The 17,467-nt window shown below is 40.7% G+C and carries 17 protein-coding genes; 14 read left to right on the forward strand and 3 right to left on the reverse strand.

The window, feature by feature from the left end:
• Positions 1 to 17 precede the first annotated feature (17 nt).
• The 10 genes from nuoH (at position 18) to xerD (ending at position 11,395) form a co-directional block, all read left to right on the forward strand.
• The gene (gene nuoH / locus ATY38_RS06730; RefSeq protein ID WP_062558630.1) at positions 18 to 1,115 is read left to right on the forward strand and encodes an NADH-quinone oxidoreductase subunit NuoH; all 1,098 of its coding nucleotides are present in this window, start codon (positions 18 to 20) and stop codon (positions 1,113 to 1,115) included.
• 15 nt (positions 1,116 to 1,130) lie between these two features.
• Positions 1,131 to 1,619 (forward strand): NADH-quinone oxidoreductase subunit NuoI, encoded by a 489-nt coding sequence (gene nuoI, locus ATY38_RS06735; RefSeq protein ID WP_062558631.1) that lies wholly within the window; start codon positions 1,131 to 1,133, stop codon positions 1,617 to 1,619.
• A 19-nt stretch (positions 1,620 to 1,638) separates the two neighbouring features.
• A complete protein-coding gene (locus ATY38_RS06740) occupies positions 1,639 to 2,244 on the forward strand; it encodes an NADH-quinone oxidoreductase subunit J (RefSeq protein WP_062558632.1) in 606 nt (201 codons plus the stop codon).
• 60 nt (positions 2,245 to 2,304) lie between these two features.
• Positions 2,305 to 2,610, forward strand: a complete 306-nt coding sequence (gene nuoK / locus ATY38_RS06745) for an NADH-quinone oxidoreductase subunit NuoK (protein ID WP_062558633.1) — start codon at positions 2,305 to 2,307, stop codon at positions 2,608 to 2,610.
• Positions 2,611 to 2,657: 47 nt separating this feature from the next.
• The gene (gene nuoL / locus ATY38_RS06750) at positions 2,658 to 4,598 is read left to right on the forward strand and encodes an NADH-quinone oxidoreductase subunit L (protein ID WP_062558634.1); all 1,941 of its coding nucleotides are present in this window, start codon (positions 2,658 to 2,660) and stop codon (positions 4,596 to 4,598) included.
• Between the two features lie 101 nt (positions 4,599 to 4,699).
• Complete coding sequence (locus tag ATY38_RS06755; protein WP_062558635.1) at positions 4,700 to 6,184, forward strand: NADH-quinone oxidoreductase subunit M; 1,485 nt, start codon at positions 4,700 to 4,702, stop codon at positions 6,182 to 6,184.
• Between the two features lie 50 nt (positions 6,185 to 6,234).
• Entirely contained in the window at positions 6,235 to 7,677 is a 1,443-nt protein-coding gene (gene nuoN / locus ATY38_RS06760; RefSeq protein WP_062558636.1) for an NADH-quinone oxidoreductase subunit NuoN, read from the forward strand.
• 245 nt (positions 7,678 to 7,922) lie between these two features.
• On the forward strand, positions 7,923 to 9,833 hold the full coding sequence (htpG, locus tag ATY38_RS06765; protein WP_062558637.1) for a molecular chaperone HtpG: 1,911 nt from the start codon (positions 7,923 to 7,925) through the stop codon (positions 9,831 to 9,833).
• Between the two features lie 160 nt (positions 9,834 to 9,993).
• Complete coding sequence (locus ATY38_RS06770; RefSeq protein ID WP_062558638.1) at positions 9,994 to 10,497, forward strand: methylated-DNA--[protein]-cysteine S-methyltransferase; 504 nt, start codon at positions 9,994 to 9,996, stop codon at positions 10,495 to 10,497.
• Positions 10,484 to 11,395: a site-specific tyrosine recombinase XerD gene (xerD, locus tag ATY38_RS06775; protein WP_062558639.1), complete on the forward strand. Its 912-nt coding sequence runs from the start codon at positions 10,484 to 10,486 to the stop codon at positions 11,393 to 11,395. Before ATY38_RS06770 ends, xerD begins: the two co-directional genes overlap by 14 nt.
• Positions 11,396 to 11,407: 12 nt before the next feature.
• Here the strand turns inward: xerD and ATY38_RS06780 are convergent, their stop codons facing one another.
• Positions 11,408 to 11,926 (reverse strand): disulfide bond formation protein B, encoded by a 519-nt coding sequence (locus ATY38_RS06780; RefSeq protein WP_082633009.1) that lies wholly within the window; start codon positions 11,924 to 11,926, stop codon positions 11,408 to 11,410.
• Positions 11,927 to 12,097: 171 nt separating this feature from the next.
• On the opposite strand from ATY38_RS06780, the gene ATY38_RS06785 reads away from it, so the two are divergent.
• Positions 12,098 to 12,448, forward strand: a complete 351-nt coding sequence (locus tag ATY38_RS06785) for a hypothetical protein (RefSeq protein WP_062558640.1) — start codon at positions 12,098 to 12,100, stop codon at positions 12,446 to 12,448.
• A gap of 163 nt (positions 12,449 to 12,611) precedes the next feature.
• Here ATY38_RS06785 and ATY38_RS06790 read toward each other — a convergent pair whose 3' ends face one another.
• Positions 12,612 to 12,986, reverse strand: a complete 375-nt coding sequence (locus ATY38_RS06790) for a DUF423 domain-containing protein (protein ID WP_062558641.1) — start codon at positions 12,984 to 12,986, stop codon at positions 12,612 to 12,614.
• Between the two features lie 45 nt (positions 12,987 to 13,031).
• Positions 13,032 to 14,384 (reverse strand): exodeoxyribonuclease VII large subunit, encoded by a 1,353-nt coding sequence (gene xseA, locus ATY38_RS06795; protein ID WP_062558642.1) that lies wholly within the window; start codon positions 14,382 to 14,384, stop codon positions 13,032 to 13,034.
• 348 nt (positions 14,385 to 14,732) lie between these two features.
• Here xseA and rpmH point away from each other — a divergent pair, with 348 nt between their 5' ends.
• The 3 genes from rpmH (at position 14,733) to yidC (ending at position 17,408) form a co-directional block, all read left to right on the forward strand.
• Positions 14,733 to 14,867 carry a 50S ribosomal protein L34 gene (rpmH, locus tag ATY38_RS15425; RefSeq protein ID WP_074701480.1) on the forward strand — a complete coding sequence of 45 codons (135 nt, stop codon included), beginning with the start codon at positions 14,733 to 14,735 and terminating at the stop codon, positions 14,865 to 14,867.
• 40 nt (positions 14,868 to 14,907) lie between these two features.
• Entirely contained in the window at positions 14,908 to 15,267 is a 360-nt protein-coding gene (gene rnpA / locus ATY38_RS06800) for a ribonuclease P protein component (protein ID WP_256216488.1), read from the forward strand.
• 212 nt (positions 15,268 to 15,479) lie between these two features.
• A complete protein-coding gene (gene yidC, locus ATY38_RS06805) occupies positions 15,480 to 17,408 on the forward strand; it encodes a membrane protein insertase YidC (protein ID WP_062558644.1) in 1,929 nt (642 codons plus the stop codon).
• Positions 17,409 to 17,467: the final 59 nt, after the last annotated feature.

Consider the following 17,467-nt stretch of genomic DNA (forward strand, 5'->3'; position numbering starts at 1 on the left):
ATGGTTGGAGTTTATTAATGGAGAATATTCAACAACAGTTTGTAGATGTGTTGGGTGCAGAATGGGGAAGCATGATGTTCTCTTTAGCGTCAAACATGACATTTATTTTTGCCATTGTTATTCCATTGTTATTGGGTGTGGCGTACCTTACTTTTGCAGAACGTAAGATAATTGCTTATATGCAAATTCGTGTAGGTCCGAATAGAGTAACTTTTTTTGGTATACCTTGGTTACGCGGTTGGGGACAGCCGATTGCTGATGCAGTAAAGGCAATCATGAAGGAAATAATAATTCCGACAAGTGCAAATAAATTTCTTTTTATTCTGGCACCTGTGCTAACCATCATGCCGGCGTTGGCTGCTTGGGCGGTGATCCCTTTTTCACCTGAACTTGTACTCGCGGATATCAACGCCGGATTGCTTTATATTCTGGCAATGACATCTATGGGTATATACGGGATCATTATCGCGGGTTGGGCATCTAATTCGAAATATGCTTTTATAGGTGCCATGCGCTCAGCTGCTCAAGTAGTTTCGTATGAGCTGGCAATGGGGTTTGCTTTAGTATGTGTTTTAATGATGTCACAAAGTTTGAATTTGGGTGATATTGTGAATGGCCAGCAAGGTAGCAGTCTGTTAAATTGGTATTTGATTCCATTGTTTCCGATGTTTCTGGTTTATTTAATTTCAGGCGTGGCTGAAACAAATCGTGCACCATTTGACGTCGCTGAAGGCGAATCAGAAATTGTTGCAGGTTTTCATGTTGATTATTCAGGTATGGCTTTTACCGTATTTTTTCTTGCCGAATATTCCAATATGATATTGGTAGCAGCATTAACATCTATTATGTTTTTGGGTGGATGGTTGCCGCCGATTGATATTGCACCATTTACACTAGTGCCTGGTTTTATTTGGCTACTATTAAAGATTGCATTTATTTTGTTCTTTTTTCTTTGGTTTCGTGCGACCTTTCCGCGGTATCGGTATGATCAGATTATGAGATTAGGCTGGAAAATATTTATTCCTATAACACTAGTATGGATTGTTTTATTAGGTGCCATAATACAATTGCCTGAATCAATACGAAATGCGTTTCCGTTAAACATCTGGTTTTAAAATTGAGAGAATATAATGGATCGTATCAAAAAATTTTTTAGTACTTTTTTATTATTTGAATTGTTAAAAGGTATGGCAGTAACTGGAAAATACCTTTTTAAACCAAAGATAACTGTACATTATCCAGAAGAAAAAACACCTCAATCACCGCGCTTTCGCGGCTTGCATGCATTACGCCGTTATCCAAATGGAGAAGAACGCTGTATTGCCTGCAAATTATGTGAAGCTGTCTGTCCTGCGATGGCGATAACCATAGAATCGGAACAACGTGCGGATGGTACGCGGCGAACTACACGATATGATATTGATTTAAGCAAATGTATCTTTTGTGGTTTCTGTGAGGAATCCTGTCCGGTTGATTCAATTGTTGAAACACGCATATTGGAATATCACTGTGAAAAAAGAGAGGATTTTATATATACCAAAGAAATGCTATTGGCGGTAGGAGATCGATATGAAGAACAGATTGCCAGAGACAGAGAAGTCGATGCACCCTATCGTTAAATCTTTCCGGTAAATACTAATGATTTTTCAAGATATTTTATTTTATTCTTTTTCAGCAATACTAATTGTATCGGCACTCGGTGTGATTACAGTGCGTAATCCAGTAAATTCAGCCTTATTGCTGGTATTGTCATTTGTTACATGTGCTGGTTTATGGCTGCTGTTAGAAGCAGAATTTCTTGCGATTACTCTAGTATTGGTTTATGTCGGTGCTGTCATGGTTTTATTCTTATTTGTAGTAATGATGCTGGATATTAATCTGGACCGGTTACGCGAAGGATTCTGGAAATGGTTTCCGTTTGGTGCGATGATTGCATTGGTTATAGTGGTAGAAATATCAATGGTGCTGATGGGTAAATATTTTGGGTACGAAGAAATGCCTATACCTGAACCAAAAGGTGCAGACTACAGTAATACCAAGGAATTGGGGCGATTGATTTATACCGAATATGTGTATGCGTTTGAATTGGCGGCTGTACTTTTGCTGGTTGCGATGATTGCGGCGATAGCGCTAACACTGCGTCATCGTGAAGATAAGAAGTCTACAAATCCGTTTAAACAAGTCAAAGTAAAAAAAGAAGATAGAATTCGTATAGTGACCATGTCGGCAGAAAAAAAGGAATGAGCGAGCTTGTACATACTTATTTCTGCTTGATGACTATATAAAATATAAAAGAGGTGGCCTTTGATTTCATTGTCTCATTACCTTGTACTCGGTGCGATATTGTTTGCGATTGGATTAGTCGGTATTTTTCTGAATCGAAAAAATGTCATTATTATACTAATGTCGATCGAATTAATGCTGCTGGCGGTGAATATGAACTTTGTTGCTTTTTCGCACTACTTGCAGGATATATCAGGACAAATTTTTGTATTTTTCATTTTGACAGTGGCAGCTGCTGAATCGGCTATTGGTTTGGCAATCCTCGTAGTACTATTTCGCAATATGCATACAATTAATGTTGATGATTTAGATAAGCTTAAAGGTTAGTTAAGGAATATTTTAAGTATTTATAATTATAAGAATTATTAATCAAGATGCAGAAACTTTATTTATTGGTTCCGTTGGCTCCGCTCTTTGGATCGCTTATCGCGGGATTATTGGGACGTCTTATTGGGCCTGTTTGGAGTCATCGTGTCACCATTGCATTAGTATTCGCTTCCTTGATGGCGTCTATTGTTATTTTTTGGGATGTTCTAGAAGGTAATAGCTATAACGGCAGTGTCTATACCTGGTTAATAACAGGCGATACGCGATTCGAGATCGGTTTTCTAATCGATCAGTTATCGGCAACCATGATGGTTGTTGTTAGCTTAGTGTCACTAATGGTGCATATTTATACTATTGGCTATATGCATGGTGATCCGGGTTATCAGCGTTTCTTCAGTTATATCTCGCTGTTCACCTTCTCGATGATGATGTTGGTGATGTCAAATAACTTCTTGCAATTATTTTTCGGTTGGGAGGCTGTTGGACTGGTCTCGTACTTGTTAATCGGTTTTTGGTATACGCGCCCTACTGCAATCTATGCCAATATGAAGGCATTTTTAGTAAATCGTGTCGGAGATTTTGGTTTCCTCCTAGGTATCGGCATGATATTGGCTTATTTTGGTACGCTTGATTATGCGTCTGTGTTTGCACAGGCGCCGGATATCGTCGATGAAAATATCGAATTAATATCTGGTATATCCTGGCTTGTGATCACGGTTATTTGTATATTGTTGTTTATAGGTGCAATGGGAAAATCAGCGCAATTTCCTTTACATGTATGGTTGCCTGATTCAATGGAAGGACCAACACCCATATCAGCATTGATTCATGCAGCAACAATGGTAACTGCGGGCATATTCATGGTGGCACGTATGTCACCGCTTTTTGAGTTATCCGATACAGCCTTGTCAGTTATTTTAGTAATTGGTGGGATTACTACATTGTTTATGGCACTTGTTGCCGTGGTTCAGAATGATATTAAGCGAGTTGTTGCCTATTCCACACTATCTCAATTAGGTTATATGACTGTGGCACTGGGCGCATCCGCTTATTCCGCAGCAATTTTCCATCTGATGACGCATGCATTTTTTAAAGCCGTTTTATTCTTAGGTGCGGGTTCTGTCATTATCGCCATGCATCATGAGCAAAATATGCGGAAAATGGGCGGACTTAAAAGTTATATGCCAATTACCTATTGGACAATGTTTATTGCTGCATTAGCCAGTGCGGGTGTTCCCGGGTTTTCTGGTTTTTTCTCTAAAGATGCAATTATCGAGGCGGTTTACTTTGCTGATATTCCGGGTGGCAGTTTTGCCTATTTCTGTGTTGTGACAACGGTATTTGTGACAGCTCTTTATACTTTCCGGTTAATCTTCATGACGTTTCATGGGAAACCCCGGATGGATCAGCATACTAGGGAACATTTGCATGAGTCGCCGTGGGTAGTGACTGCTCCACTGGTGATATTGGCTATACCGACTATAGCGGCCGGATGGTTTATTGGTCCAATGGTTTTTGGTGACTATTTCAGTAGTGCGATACATGTATTACCACACCATGATGCGATCGAGAAACTAGGTGCAGAATTTTCTGGGATAGGTGGAATGATAATGCATGCGTTGTATACCGCACCATTTTGGCTTTCTATGGCAGGTATTTTTACTGCTTGGTATTTGTATTGTGTAAGAATTGATATTCCAGAAAAAATAAAAGCGAGCTTTGGTACGGTGTATAACTTGCTTGATCGCAAATACTATATTGACGAACTATATTCATGGCTTTTTTCTGGAGGAACACGTGCTTTAGGTACGGTACTGTGGAAGTATGGTGATATCAAAATTATTGATGGGTTCTTTGTCAATGGTGCAGCACGAGTGGTTGCACTAACTTCAGCAATCGTTAGTCGCTATCAAACAGGTTATATCTATCATTATGCATTTACAATGATTGTTGGCATATTTTTTCTATTGACGTTATGGCTGTACTAGTTTGCGTAAATAAGTAATGGAATATGCTGTTGTTTGTAGATATCAATAAATAAAATACCTAAAAGTATATAAGTACTACTAACAAATAAAACGGAATATGTATGTCGTTTGAATTCCCACTATTAAGTTTAATTATTTGGCTACCCATTCTGTTTGGTGTAGCCGTTTTTGCAACTGGAGGCGATCACAATGCACGACTTGCTCGTTGGATTGCTTTAATTGGTTCGATTTTGGGATTTTTAGTAGCGATTCCACTGTATACCAATTTTGATTCTACAACGGGAGCTATGCAGTTTCTGGAAGATCATATTTGGTTTGAACGTTTTAACGTTAACTATCATATCGGCGTAGATGGTATTTCTATGCCATTAATCTTGTTGAATTGTTTTATTACTCCTTTGGTCGTTGTTGCAGGATGGGAGGTCATTAAAGAACGTGTATCTCAATACATGGGGGCATTCTTGGTGATGTCTGGCATTGTCAATGGTGTTTTTTCTTCACTGGACGCGGTTTTATTTTATGTGTTCTGGGAAGCATCGTTAATACCGATGTTCTTAATCATTGGTATTTGGGGCGGCCCTAATCGCGTTTATGCAGCAATCAAATTTTTTCTTTATACGCTGCTTGGTTCTTTGTTGATGTTAATTGTATTTATTTATTTGTATCATGCATCAGAAGGGAGTTTCTCTATAGAGGATTATCACAAGCTAGCAATACCCATGACACCACAGATTTTAATATTTATTGCATTTCTTCTGGCATTTGCGGTTAAAGTCCCTATGTGGCCAGTACATACTTGGTTGCCAGATGCGCACGTTGAAGCACCAACGGGTGGCTCAGTTGTTCTGGCAGCAATCCTGCTTAAACTGGGAGGGTATGGTTTTTTGCGTTTTTCATTGCCAATTGCACCGGACGCAAGTCACTACTTAGCAGAAATGATGATTGTATTGTCGCTAGTTGCTGTAGTTTACATCGGGTTGATTGCACTCATGCAAGCCGATATGAAGAAGTTGATAGCCTATTCATCGGTAGCACATATGGGGTTTGTAACATTAGGCTTTTTCTTGCTGAACGCTTATGGTATTGAAGGTGGAATGGTACAAATGATTTCGCATGGTTTCATTTCCGGTGCGATGTTTCTTTGTGTCGGCGTGCTTTACGATCGATTACACTCCCGTCAGATTGCCGATTATGGCGGGGTCATAAATAAAATGCCTGTTTTTGCGGCCTTTTTCATGCTATTTGCGATGGCGAATGCGGGCTTACCAGGGACGAGCGGCTTCGTAGGCGAATTCATGGTGATCATGAGTGCCATTAAAGTAAATTTTTGGTACGCATTTCTTGCTGCAACCACATTGATATTTGGAGCTGCTTATACTTTGTGGATGTATAAGCGCGTCATTTTTGGTGCGGTGGCAAGTCCTGCGGTTGAAAGCTTGCAGGATATATCCAAGCGAGAGTTCGGTTTGTTGGCAATTCTGGCGATTTCAGTTTTGTGGATTGGTATTTACCCATTCCCATTAACTGAAGTGATGCATGCAACAGTTGATCAACTTCTAACTCATGTTAGTACTAGTAAATTGTAATACAGAAATTTCAGAACGGTGACCGTTCCTGTTATAAGGATAATGAGTTAATGAATTTTATACCACCTGATTTTGCGCCAGCCTCATCCGAGATTTTTATGCTTATCATGGTGTGCGTGGTAATGCTCGCAGATCTTGCCGCTGGCGATAGGCGTTATATTGCATATTTGTTGACACAAACTACGCTGCTAGGTTGTACGATACTTACTTTCATATCATTCTCCACTGAATCAACCCGCACTTTTCACGGTATGTTCGTTGATGATTCCATGGCCGATATTCTTAAGTTGATGGTTTATGGTACGGTATCAGCTGTACTCGTATATTCACATTCCTATATAAGTGATCGAGGAATGCTAAAAGGAGAATTTTTTAGTTTGATACTATTTGCAACTCTGGGCATGATGGTTATGATTTCAGCCAGTCATTTTCTGACTCTATATATCGGCCTGGAATTGCTTTCATTATCACTTTATGCATTAGTTGCACTAAGGCGTGATTCCTTGGTAGCGACAGAAGCAGCTATGAAGTTTTTTGTATTGGGGGCGTTGGCCTCAGGTTTTTTGTTGTATGGTATGTCAATGGTTTATGGAGCGACAGGAACGCTCCATGTATCTCAGCTTGCGCAAGTTATTCAAAGCGGAGCAAGTAGTAAAGAGGTGCTCGTTGTTGGATTAGTTTTTATTGTAGCAGGTATTGCTTTTAAGCTAAGTGCAGCGCCCTTTCATATGTGGGCGCCGGATGTTTATCAAGGCTCACCGACTGCGGTAACACTATTTATTGGCTCGGCACCAAAATTAGCGGCATTTGGTTTTGTAATGCGGCTATTAATAGAAGGAATGGGTGAAATGGTTAATGACTGGCAAGGGATGCTAGTAATTTTGGCCGTTTTATCAATGGCAGTTGGTAATATTGCTGCGATAGCGCAAACGAATATCAAACGCATGCTAGCTTACTCGACTATTTCGCATATGGGCTTTTTGTTGCTTGGATTTATTAGCGCTGATGCGAATGGCTATAGCTCGGCTTTGTTTTATATCATTGCTTATGTACTGATGACTCTTGGTACTTTTGCCATGATTATGCTGTTGTGTCGATACGGATTTGAAGCTGAAAACATTGATGACTTTAAGGGACTCAACAAGAGGAATTCCTGGTATGCATTCATTACACTATTATTGATGTTATCACTGGCAGGTATTCCGCCAATGATTGGGTTTTATGCAAAATTTGCTGTGCTGCAGGCAGTTGTCAATGCCGGCTATATTTGGCTGGCTGTGATGGCAGTGTTATTTTCATTGATCGGCGCTTTTTATTATTTGCGTATTATCAAATTAATGTATTTTGATGACCCGGAAACTATAGAGCCTCTTGTCTCTAATAGCAATGTTAGAATTTTATTAAGCGCTAATGGGTTTGCAGTTTTAGCATTAGGCATATTCCCACAGGGACTCATGGGATTAAGTCTTTATGCAATCCAAAATTCTATGTAGTCAACAATAGACAGGGTGTTTTCTCGAGAAATCCTCTGTTGTGACGTAACTGCATTTCACAGAAGATCGAAGTAAATTTCTTATCTTGCCGAACTGGAGAATCTTAACGATACTCCTTGAATTATCGATTATGAAAGTTTGTTTAGATAACATCTGATAAGTTTTATAATCGATCTATGATCAATTAGCTTGAATTCTTCAGTTTTAAATCCCATATCTAGGCAAAACATTTTAAGGAGGTAAGCATGCAGGATGCAACAACTAAAGAACAATTAAGTTTTCAAGCGGAAGCAAAGCAACTACTAAAATTAATGATTCATTCCTTATACAGCAATAAGGAAATATTTTTGCGTGAACTGATTTCAAATGCCTCTGATGCAGCAGACAAATTACGTTTTGAAGCTCTTACTGATGCTGCACTTTATGAATCGGACTCGGATCTCAGAATTCGCGTTAGTTATGATACTAATGAGCGAACTATCTCCATATCCGATAATGGTATCGGCATGTCTCGCCAAGAAGTTATTGATCATATAGGGACTATTGCAAAATCAGGTACACGTGAATTTTTTAATTCATTAACCGGCGATCAAGTCAAAGATGCGCATTTGATTGGTCAATTTGGTGTAGGATTTTATTCAGTTTTCATTATTGCTGACAAAGTGACCTTGATTACCAGACGCGCCGGATTGACTGCTGAACATGGCGTGAGGTGGGAGTCTAGTGGTGAAGGCGATTACACGTTGGAAACTGTCGAGAAATCCACGCGTGGAACCGAAATAATTCTGCATTTACGCAAGGAAGAGGATGAGTTTCTGAATGGAATGAGGATTCGTAATATTGTCCGAAAATATTCAGATCACATTACCTTGCCAATTGTGATGAAAAAGGAGGAATGGTCGCAAGAAGAGAGCAAAAATAAAATTCTTGATGAAGATGAAACCATTAATCAGGCGAATGCATTATGGGCGCGCTCAAAGAATGAAATTACTACAGAACAGTATAATGAATTCTATAAACATGTGGCGCATGATTTTGAGCCTCCGCTTGCTTATGTGCACGCACGGGTAGAAGGTAAGCAAGATTATACACAGTTACTATATATTCCCGCTCGAGCGCCTTTTGATTTATTTGATCGCGAGCGCCGCCATGGGATTAAGTTGTACGTGCAACGGGTTTTCATCATGGATGATGCGGAAAAGCTATTGCCCAATTATTTGCGTTTTGTACGAGGTGTGATTGATTCGAATAATTTACCTCTAAATGTGTCACGAGAAATTTTGCAGGAATCCAAAGATATTGATTCAATCAGGGCGGGTGTAGTCAAGAAAATTCTGGGATTAATTGAAGATTTATCAAAACACGAAGATGATGACGGTAAAGAAAAATACAAAACATTCTATCGGGAATTTGGCCAGGTTCTAAAAGAAGGTGTAGGGGAAGATTTTTCTAATCGTGAACGCATTGCCAAGCTATTACGTTTTGTTACAACAAGCAGTGATTCCGATGAACCGACAGTTTCTTTGGAAACCTATTTGCAGCGTATGAAAGAAGCTCAAGAAAAAATTTATTATGTGACCGCTGATAGTCTCAAGGCGGCTAAAAACAGTCCGCATCTTGAGGTTTTTCGCAAAAAAGATATTGAAGTATTCTTGCTGTCTGATCGTGTTGATGAATGGCTTGTAAGCAATCTAACTGAATTCGAAGGAAAGCCCCTGCAATCAGTAGCTAAGGGCGGGTTGGATCTAGGAAACTTGGAAGATGCGACTGAAAAGGAAGAGCGCGAGAAAGAAACCAATGCTTTTCAAGAATTGACTGAAAAAATGAAAGAGGCACTCAGTGAGCAAGTAAAAGATGTGCGTGTTACGTTTCGCTTGACTGAATCTCCCGCCTGTCTTGTGGCAGACACTTATGATATGGGTGGTAATTTGGAAAGATTATTGAAATCGGCGGGGCAAAAAATACAACATACCAAACCAATACTGGAAATTAACCCGCATCATCCAATGGTGCAGCGATTAAATACTGAAGTGGAAAATTTTGAGGACTGGAGTCAGATATTGTTTGATCAAGCTTTATTGGCTGAAGGTGGTCAGCTCGAAGATCCAGCTGCGTTCGTCAAAAGACTCAACGAATTGTTACTGTTAAAGTCTTAAGTATCGTAAATATTTTATGAGCGTGGACTCCCCTAATAAGTTCTAGGGATGCCGGAAAATTGAAAGCTGCAATGTGAAACTTCTGGCTATATCGAATGTCCATTTTTCGAACAGGTAAAACGTGCTGTTATAAATTCTGCGAGTAAAATCAAGCGAGCTAATGGTGAGGTCGAAGAATAATCAGGCAATCGATTCAGTAAAAACCTACCAAGCGAAGTTACTGGCGCCATTTGCTGTTTTAGGTATTAAAACTGAAGAGGATTGGCTTACGAATATTGATTATTTGCCCGTTGATACACCAACTCTGGCACCACAAACTGTGTTGGCAAAAGAAGTGTGCAGGCAATTATTTGCTTACTTGAATGAACCAAATTTTACGTTTGACTTGAGTCTACATATTCATGGTACCACGCATCAGCAGCGTGTTTGGCATGCTATTCAAGCTATTCCATGTGGAATGACAAGTAGCTATGCAGAAATAGCAACGCGACTGCATTCAGCACCCAGAGCGGTAGGTCGAGCGTGCGGTGCCAATCGCATTCCGATTGTTATACCGTGTCACAGGGTTATTTCCAAGAGTGGTGGAATAGGAGGTTTTATGAATGCGAGTGAAGGAAATCCTTTAGAGATTAAACGTTGGTTGTTGCAGCATGAGAGTTCCTGAGTTAAATGCCGGACTGCTGGATGAATTTTCTGATGCTCTATGGCTCGAAGATGGCCTGTCGCGTAATACGCTGGATAGTTATCGCAATGATCTGCAACTTTTTAGTGAATGGTTGAGGAGACGTAATCCGAGTAATAGCATGTTAACCGAGGCGACAAATTCTGATTTGCTGGAATTTCTTGCATCTAGAGTTGCAGCTAAGATGAAAGCCAGTACCACGAGCCGCGAATTATCCAGTTTAAAGCGTTTTTATCGATTTCTACTGCGTCAGGGAAAAATTGCAATTGACCCAAGTCTTAATATTGAAACGCCTAAACTGCAACGCCACTTGCCGGAAAGCCTCTCAGAAAAAGAAGTTGAGCTGTTGCTAAGTGCGCCTGATCTGGCGCAGCCGCTTGGCTTGCGCGATCGTGCCATGCTTGAAGCTTTGTATGCCAGTGGATTAAGGGTATCGGAATTGATCAACCTTAAGTATTCACAAGTCAGCATGGATATGGGTGTATTGCGGGTCATGGGTAAGGGGAGAAAAGAGCGCCTTGCGCCGCTGGGGGAAGAATCACTCCAATGGCTGAATCGTTATACTAAAGAGGCGCGGCCTCTGCTGTTAAATGGTATCGTTACGGATACAATATTTGTGACAGCTCGTGGTGCCGCTATGACACGCCAAGCTTTTTGGTATCTTATCAAAAGGTATGCGCAATTGGTGGGCATTGCCAAACAGTTATCGCCACACACGTTACGCCATGCATTTGCCACTCATTTGTTAAATCATGGTGCTGATCTTCGTGTTGTGCAATTGCTATTGGGGCATGCGGATATATCAACTACCCAAATTTACACACATATTGCACGAGAACGTCTTAAACAGCTTCACGCCACGCATCATCCACGCGGATAATCCGAAATTTGACTATCTTCTGGTCAATAGAGGATAAAGCGCCAGAATTCCAAGGCCAACAAACACAGATAATGACCAATCAGGAATTGTCAACGATAAAAATGTCCAATCGACATTAGCACAATCGCCATTAGCTTCAAACATTTCGGGCCACCAATTGGCAATGGGCAATGAGTTCAGCAGGGCTTCTTCAGGACTGATACCGCATTCAAACGATTCCGGATATCGAATCAACCAGGCATGCCGTGCGGCAATGATTGTTCCCATGAACGCAAATATAACTATCAATAAACTATAGAGGTGAAGTCCAAAGGATTTAGGGTTATGAAGAAGCGCAACAAATGCTGTTAATGCCAATGACCAATACGCCAGACGTTGTGCAACACAGAGCGGGCAAGGTAATAAGCCTTTTACATGTTGTAGATATTGGGCGTAGCTCAGAAGTCCGATACAAACTAGTAAGATGAATAGAAAGAATAATCTCATTGGTGTTTTATTACCGGAATCTAATTGATGGGATAGTTTATCCATAAATCGTTTGTGGAAATCATACAATTTGCTATGATGGGCAAACAAGAAAAATACCAGTGTAAAACAAGGTCTCGGAACAATAATCGGTATAAAGTATAGACATATTCATCTCGTAGGATGTCAGTAGTTGTTGTGGAATTTTTTTCAATCATCAATTCAAGGAGATTCACCATGCAAGCAAGGTTATATTTCTTGGTTCTAATTATTCTTACTTTTCTGGTTTCAAGTGTATCCTTGGCTGGAGAATCAGCAAATGTCGGTGAAGCTAAAGCTAAAGCGAGTGTAGGAACCAGTCTTTATCATATCAAATTAGCTGAGCATTACGAAAAGGAATCCAAGGAAATGAATGCAAAAGCAGAAGAACAAAGAAAGATGCTGGAAGAGTATGAAGAACATAGTGAATACTACGGTCGGGCAGGGCAAGAATTCCATTCACACCATGAAGCTTTATTAAGAGAATATACTAAAGCGGCAAAACAAAATGAGGATATGGCTGCTGCTCATAGGAAAATGGCAAAATAGATCAGGGGATTGTTTTATATAAATTAACAAATAGTTTGGATTATCACATTCCGAGATTCCAATACCAGAACCTTCATAATTCATACACGATTATGAAGGTTTTTTTGAGAAATCCAGCTTATTTTTATAGTACACAAATACCATGCCGATGTGATTCCATCCGTTATTTTTCTCTCCAGATTGCATAAGCAAGTAAAGCCCAAGCTGTGAGGAATGAAATACCGCCAAAGGGTGTGATCATGCCGAGTGCACGCATGTCAGTTATGCTAAGCCCATAAAGACTGAAACTGAACAAAACAATGCCAATCATCATTAACCAACCGGATATTGGCATTAAACGAGACTTGGGGAAATGCAGCAAAAGCAGACCGATGACGATGATTCCAAAAGCGTGATAAAAATGATATTGCACGCCGGTGTGATATACCGAAAGCATATCGGCTGATAACATTCTTTTCAATCCATGTGCACCGAAGGCACCTAATGCGATGCATAATAATGCATTCAATATGCCTAAAATTAGAAAAGTTCTTGACATCGGGATCTCATTGTTCTTGTTAAATATGGAGGAATAAACTATCGACTATGGGTCGGAATCGCGGATCACGCTGACATCCGCTTTACACATTCCTTGCGCGAATTTTACCTTAATTCTATCACCGGAATGAATTTGTTTGCTACTACGAATGATAGTGCCGTCCTTGGAATGAGCGATGCTATAACCTCGGTCCAGTATCGATTGCGGGTTTAGATGTAATAACTGTATCTGTAAGTGTTTTAGCCTGGAAAACAATATTTCGGAATAACGGGAATAGGCATAGCATAAACGTGAAACCAATTCATCGTGTTGTTCTTGTAATCGTACAACCTGTGGACGTTCTGTCATTAACCGTTGATTGAAATCGAGCAATTTCCATTGTCTTTTCTCCAGCTGATATGCCCATGTTTTGATGAGCCGATCTTGCAGATGCTGTTGGTGAATGACTTGTTGCCTGATTTTGTCACCAGGATAAATTAATCGGTGCGACAGAATGTCCACTTGCTGCATAGCGCGTTCGATACGATGCAAAGTGGTACGGCACATGCGCTGATGCAATACATTCAATCGATGGCTCAGCTCTATCCGGTCCTTGCTAGCCATCTCTGCAGCTGCTGTGGGTGTGGGGGCACGCATGTCTGCAACAAAATCCGCAATGGTAAAATCTGTTTCGTGTCCGATGCCGCTGATAAGAGGAATTGAGCAAGCGTCAATAGCATGCGCTACAGTTTCTTCATTAAATGCCCATAAATCTTCAATGCTGCCACCACCGCGACAGAGTATCAATACATCGCATTCCGTTCGTTGACACGCTGTTTTAATGGCTTCTGCAATGTTATTAGCGGCTGTTTTTCCCTGTACCAAAGTGGGGTAAATAATGACCGACAAAGAGGGCATGCGACGTTGTAGTGTCGATAAGATGTCTTGTAGTGCTGCAGTATCCAGGGAAGTGATAATGCCGATTTGTTGCGGAAAAACAGGCAATGGTTTTTTCTTCTCGGAATTGAATAATCCGGCTTGTTGCAGCTTGGATTTAAGCGTTTCAAACGCTGCAAATAACTCCCCTAGCCCTGCGCGCCGCATAGTTTCCACATTAAGCTGAAAATCACCGCGCGGCTCATATAGAGTGACTAATGCAAGCACTTCCACTTGCATGCCATCTATGGGGTGCCAATCAATAAATTGATTCTTGTGACTGAATAACACGCAACGCACTTGTGCTTGATTATCCTTGAGAGAAAAGTACCAATGACCTGATTGATAGCGCTTTAGATTGGATATTTCGCCTTTAATCCATAATAATGGAATATTGTGCTCCAGTAACTGTTTGGTATTGTTGTTTAACTCACTGACTGTCAATGCCTTATGCACCGGGTTGTTTGGGGAGAACAGATTCATGTTTGAAGGGTACGATTTGTATGGATGAGCATCTTCTAATACTCTGAAATAAGTATCAAAGCTATTTGGGGAATTTGAGTATTCAAGCTCAATTCTGTCTGGCTTGGTTAAAAATTTTAATATCTATTCTATCACTGCATTACCACAAGCCAATTGCTGGAATGTTTCAGCGATAGCTTGAATCAAATTGTTGCCAAATTAAAACTATTAACCTATTTCCTTATCTGTTAATCTTGCTTCTCAAAAAAACAAGATTGATTTTCTTTGAAAAGAATATTGACATTTAACCCCATAACAAGTTGTAATACGCGGTTCTATTGATAAAATAAATATTCACAGGAGCGTCAAATGAAACGTACTTATCAGCCTTCAGTAACTAAAAGAAAACGTACTCATGGATTTCTAGTGCGTATGAAAACGCGTAGCGGTGCTGCGATAATCCGCGCTCGTCGCGCAAAAGGCCGGACTCGATTGAGTGTTTAAATAATTTTGGGTTATATTTTTTATTTTTAGATTTGCTGAAATTCAATCTTTACCAAAGAATTGTAGATTACATAAAGCCTCGGAATTTGCTGCAATAATTAATTTTAAGTGTCAGCTCAGTGGGGATTTACTTCAAATTTATACAAAGCCGAATGGACTGGGTTACGCGCGTCTAGGGTTGATTGTTTCAAAAAAATTTGAACGCCATGCCACTCGGCGTAACCGGATTAAACGTATTTTACGAGAAACATTTCGGAGAAAACGGGGCGGCGATAAAATAAAAGAAATGGATTGGTTAATACGATTAAGACGCCCTATGATCAAAAGTGAATCCAAAGGATTGGTCACCGAAATGCAATTATTAATGCTCGAATTAAGCGATGTTACGATTAATAATTAGCATAAAAAAATTTTATCGACATTGCAAGACTCCTATCCTGGCGACTATATACCGATTTAGCTCAACTTATTCGCAATATGTATGCGAAGCATACGGAAATATCTGGCCGATATTTGGGCCACGATTGATTATATGTCGTGTGCTAAGTGCATTTCCTGGAGCAAGTAGTACATGGATAGCCTTATCGAGAAAACCAACTTGATTGAAAAATAATGGAAACAAAAAAACTTCTACTCATCATCATTTTTTCCACCTCATTACTGTTTTTGTGGGATGCCTGGCAAAAAGAATTATACCCTCCCAGCTCACAAGTAATGCCTGGCGCAACTTCAACAGAATCTTCCAATCAACGTCATGATCCTCTGCCGGTTCCCGGGGATGAATTAGCTGCTTCAGCAGCTGAATCCAGCGCTGCTTTAGGGATCGAAGGCGTCAGTCCATCCGTAACACCTAATCTGTTCCCTATTGGGGAAAAGATTCAGGTAAGAACGGACATGGTTATTGCTGAGATTGATACAGCGGGCGGTGATATCCGGCAACTGGGTTTGATCGAGCATCCATCCCGGGAAGATATCAATAAACCCTACGAGCTTTTATTGGATAAGACTGCGCGGTTTCAAGTCGCACAATCCGGACTGATTGGCGACGGATTGCCCAATCACAAAACAAAATATACCGTAGAGGATAATAAGTATTCCTATCAACTGGAACCCGGTCAGGAAAAGGTTGTAGTACGGCTCGTGGCACCCGAGGTGGATGGTGTACAGGTTGCAAAAATATATACCTTTCATCGTGGCAGCTATGTCATTGATGTTGAATTTGAGATCGCCAATCATAGTGAAGCAACGATCATTCCGTTTTCTTACTTCCAGATGCTGCGGGATCCTAATGAGCCTGTCGGAGCTGGCGCCTTGGTTCATTCTTATACCGGTGCCGCGATGTATACGGATGATGAAAAATTTCTGAAAATCAAATTCTCGGATTTGGACAAGAACAAAGCGGAATATCCAACCAATGCGGATAATGGTTGGATAGCCATGCTGGAGCATTATTTTCTGACTGCTTGGTTGCCTGAACCCGGTTCGCCCCGGGAATATTTTGCCAAACGGTTGGCTCCCAACCAATATACTGCCGGTGTTATTGCCCCTGTTGGCGCTTTGGAGCCGGACCAGGTTAAAAACATTTCCATGCCTTTTTATGCCGGTCCGCAAGAACAGAATAAACTGGCTGAATTGGCTCCCGGGCTTGAGTTGACAGTAGATTACGGATGGCTGACCGTTCTGGCTAAACCGCTATTCTGGCTACTTTCTTTTTATCATTCCTGGACGGATAACTGGGGTATCGCAATCATTCTCCTTACCCTGACGGTCAAGCTGATTTTCTTCCCATTATCCGCCGCGGGCTATCGCTCGATGGCCAAATTGCGGGTAGTGACACCTAAATTGCAACGGATTCGCGAACAATACGCGAGTGATCGGCAGCGTATGCATCAGGCCATGATGGAATTTTACAAGGAAGAGAAAATTAATCCCATGGGCGGGTGTTTGCCCATATTGGTTCAGATTCCCGTATTTATTGCATTATTCTGGACGTTATTGGCTGCTGTCGAATTACGTTACGCACCATTAGCGTTGTGGATAACTGATATGTCGGTGCCCGATCCCTATTATGTGCTTCCAGTAATCATGGGCGTATCGATGTGGATTCAATCAAAACTCAGTCCCACCCCCGCTGATCCAATACAAGCAAAAGTAATGCAAATTATGCCGATTGCGTTCAGCATTTTCTTCTTCTTTTTCCCGGCAGGACTTGTGCTTTATTCGCTCTGCAACAATATTCTTTCGATCGCGCAACAATGGCAGATTACGCGCATGTATGAGAACAAAGCTGCAGAGGAGGCTACTAAAGATAGAAATAAGAAGAAAACTAAAAACAGCCCGGAACCCGTTAAGGAAAATCTTCAGTTGACGGCTTCTGTTGAAAATGCGGAAGCGAATAATGCTCCGGTCGAAGCGGCATCTGTAGTGAGTACAGATAAAAATGAAAAACCGCAGATAAAGCAAACAGCTGTTGCGGGTAGAAATAAGGCGACCGTAAAACCAAAGAGCAATTCGGTTGCTAAGAAAATAAAGAAAAAATAATCATGATTACCGGTTATCTGTTGCGTGGATAATCGGTAATTTAGCCACTCATACAGCCA

It is taken from the genome of Nitrosomonas ureae, from assembly GCF_001455205.1.
In the GTDB taxonomy this organism is placed as follows: domain Bacteria; phylum Pseudomonadota; class Gammaproteobacteria; order Burkholderiales; family Nitrosomonadaceae; genus Nitrosomonas; species Nitrosomonas ureae.

Coding starts and splice junctions, on each gene's coding strand:
- ATY38_RS06755 (WP_062558635.1), top strand. CDS start 4,700: ATGTCGTTTGAATTCCCACTATTAAGTTTAATTATTTGGCTACCCATT.
- yidC (WP_062558644.1), top strand. CDS start 15,480: ATGGAAACAAAAAAACTTCTACTCATCATCATTTTTTCCACCTCATTA.
- ATY38_RS06770 (WP_062558638.1), top strand. CDS start 9,994: ATGGTGAGGTCGAAGAATAATCAGGCAATCGATTCAGTAAAAACCTAC.
- xseA (WP_062558642.1), bottom strand. CDS start 14,384: ATGAATCTGTTCTCCCCAAACAACCCGGTGCATAAGGCATTGACAGTC.
- xerD (WP_062558639.1), top strand. CDS start 10,484: ATGAGAGTTCCTGAGTTAAATGCCGGACTGCTGGATGAATTTTCTGAT.
- nuoI (WP_062558631.1), top strand. CDS start 1,131: ATGGATCGTATCAAAAAATTTTTTAGTACTTTTTTATTATTTGAATTG.
- ATY38_RS06790 (WP_062558641.1), bottom strand. CDS start 12,986: ATGTCAAGAACTTTTCTAATTTTAGGCATATTGAATGCATTATTATGC.
- nuoN (WP_062558636.1), top strand. CDS start 6,235: ATGAATTTTATACCACCTGATTTTGCGCCAGCCTCATCCGAGATTTTT.
- ATY38_RS06785 (WP_062558640.1), top strand. CDS start 12,098: ATGCAAGCAAGGTTATATTTCTTGGTTCTAATTATTCTTACTTTTCTG.
- rpmH (WP_074701480.1), top strand. CDS start 14,733: ATGAAACGTACTTATCAGCCTTCAGTAACTAAAAGAAAACGTACTCAT.
- htpG (WP_062558637.1), top strand. CDS start 7,923: ATGCAGGATGCAACAACTAAAGAACAATTAAGTTTTCAAGCGGAAGCA.
- ATY38_RS06740 (WP_062558632.1), top strand. CDS start 1,639: ATGATTTTTCAAGATATTTTATTTTATTCTTTTTCAGCAATACTAATT.
- nuoH (WP_062558630.1), top strand. CDS start 18: ATGGAGAATATTCAACAACAGTTTGTAGATGTGTTGGGTGCAGAATGG.
- nuoL (WP_062558634.1), top strand. CDS start 2,658: ATGCAGAAACTTTATTTATTGGTTCCGTTGGCTCCGCTCTTTGGATCG.
- ATY38_RS06780 (WP_082633009.1), bottom strand. CDS start 11,926: ATGGATAAACTATCCCATCAATTAGATTCCGGTAATAAAACACCAATG.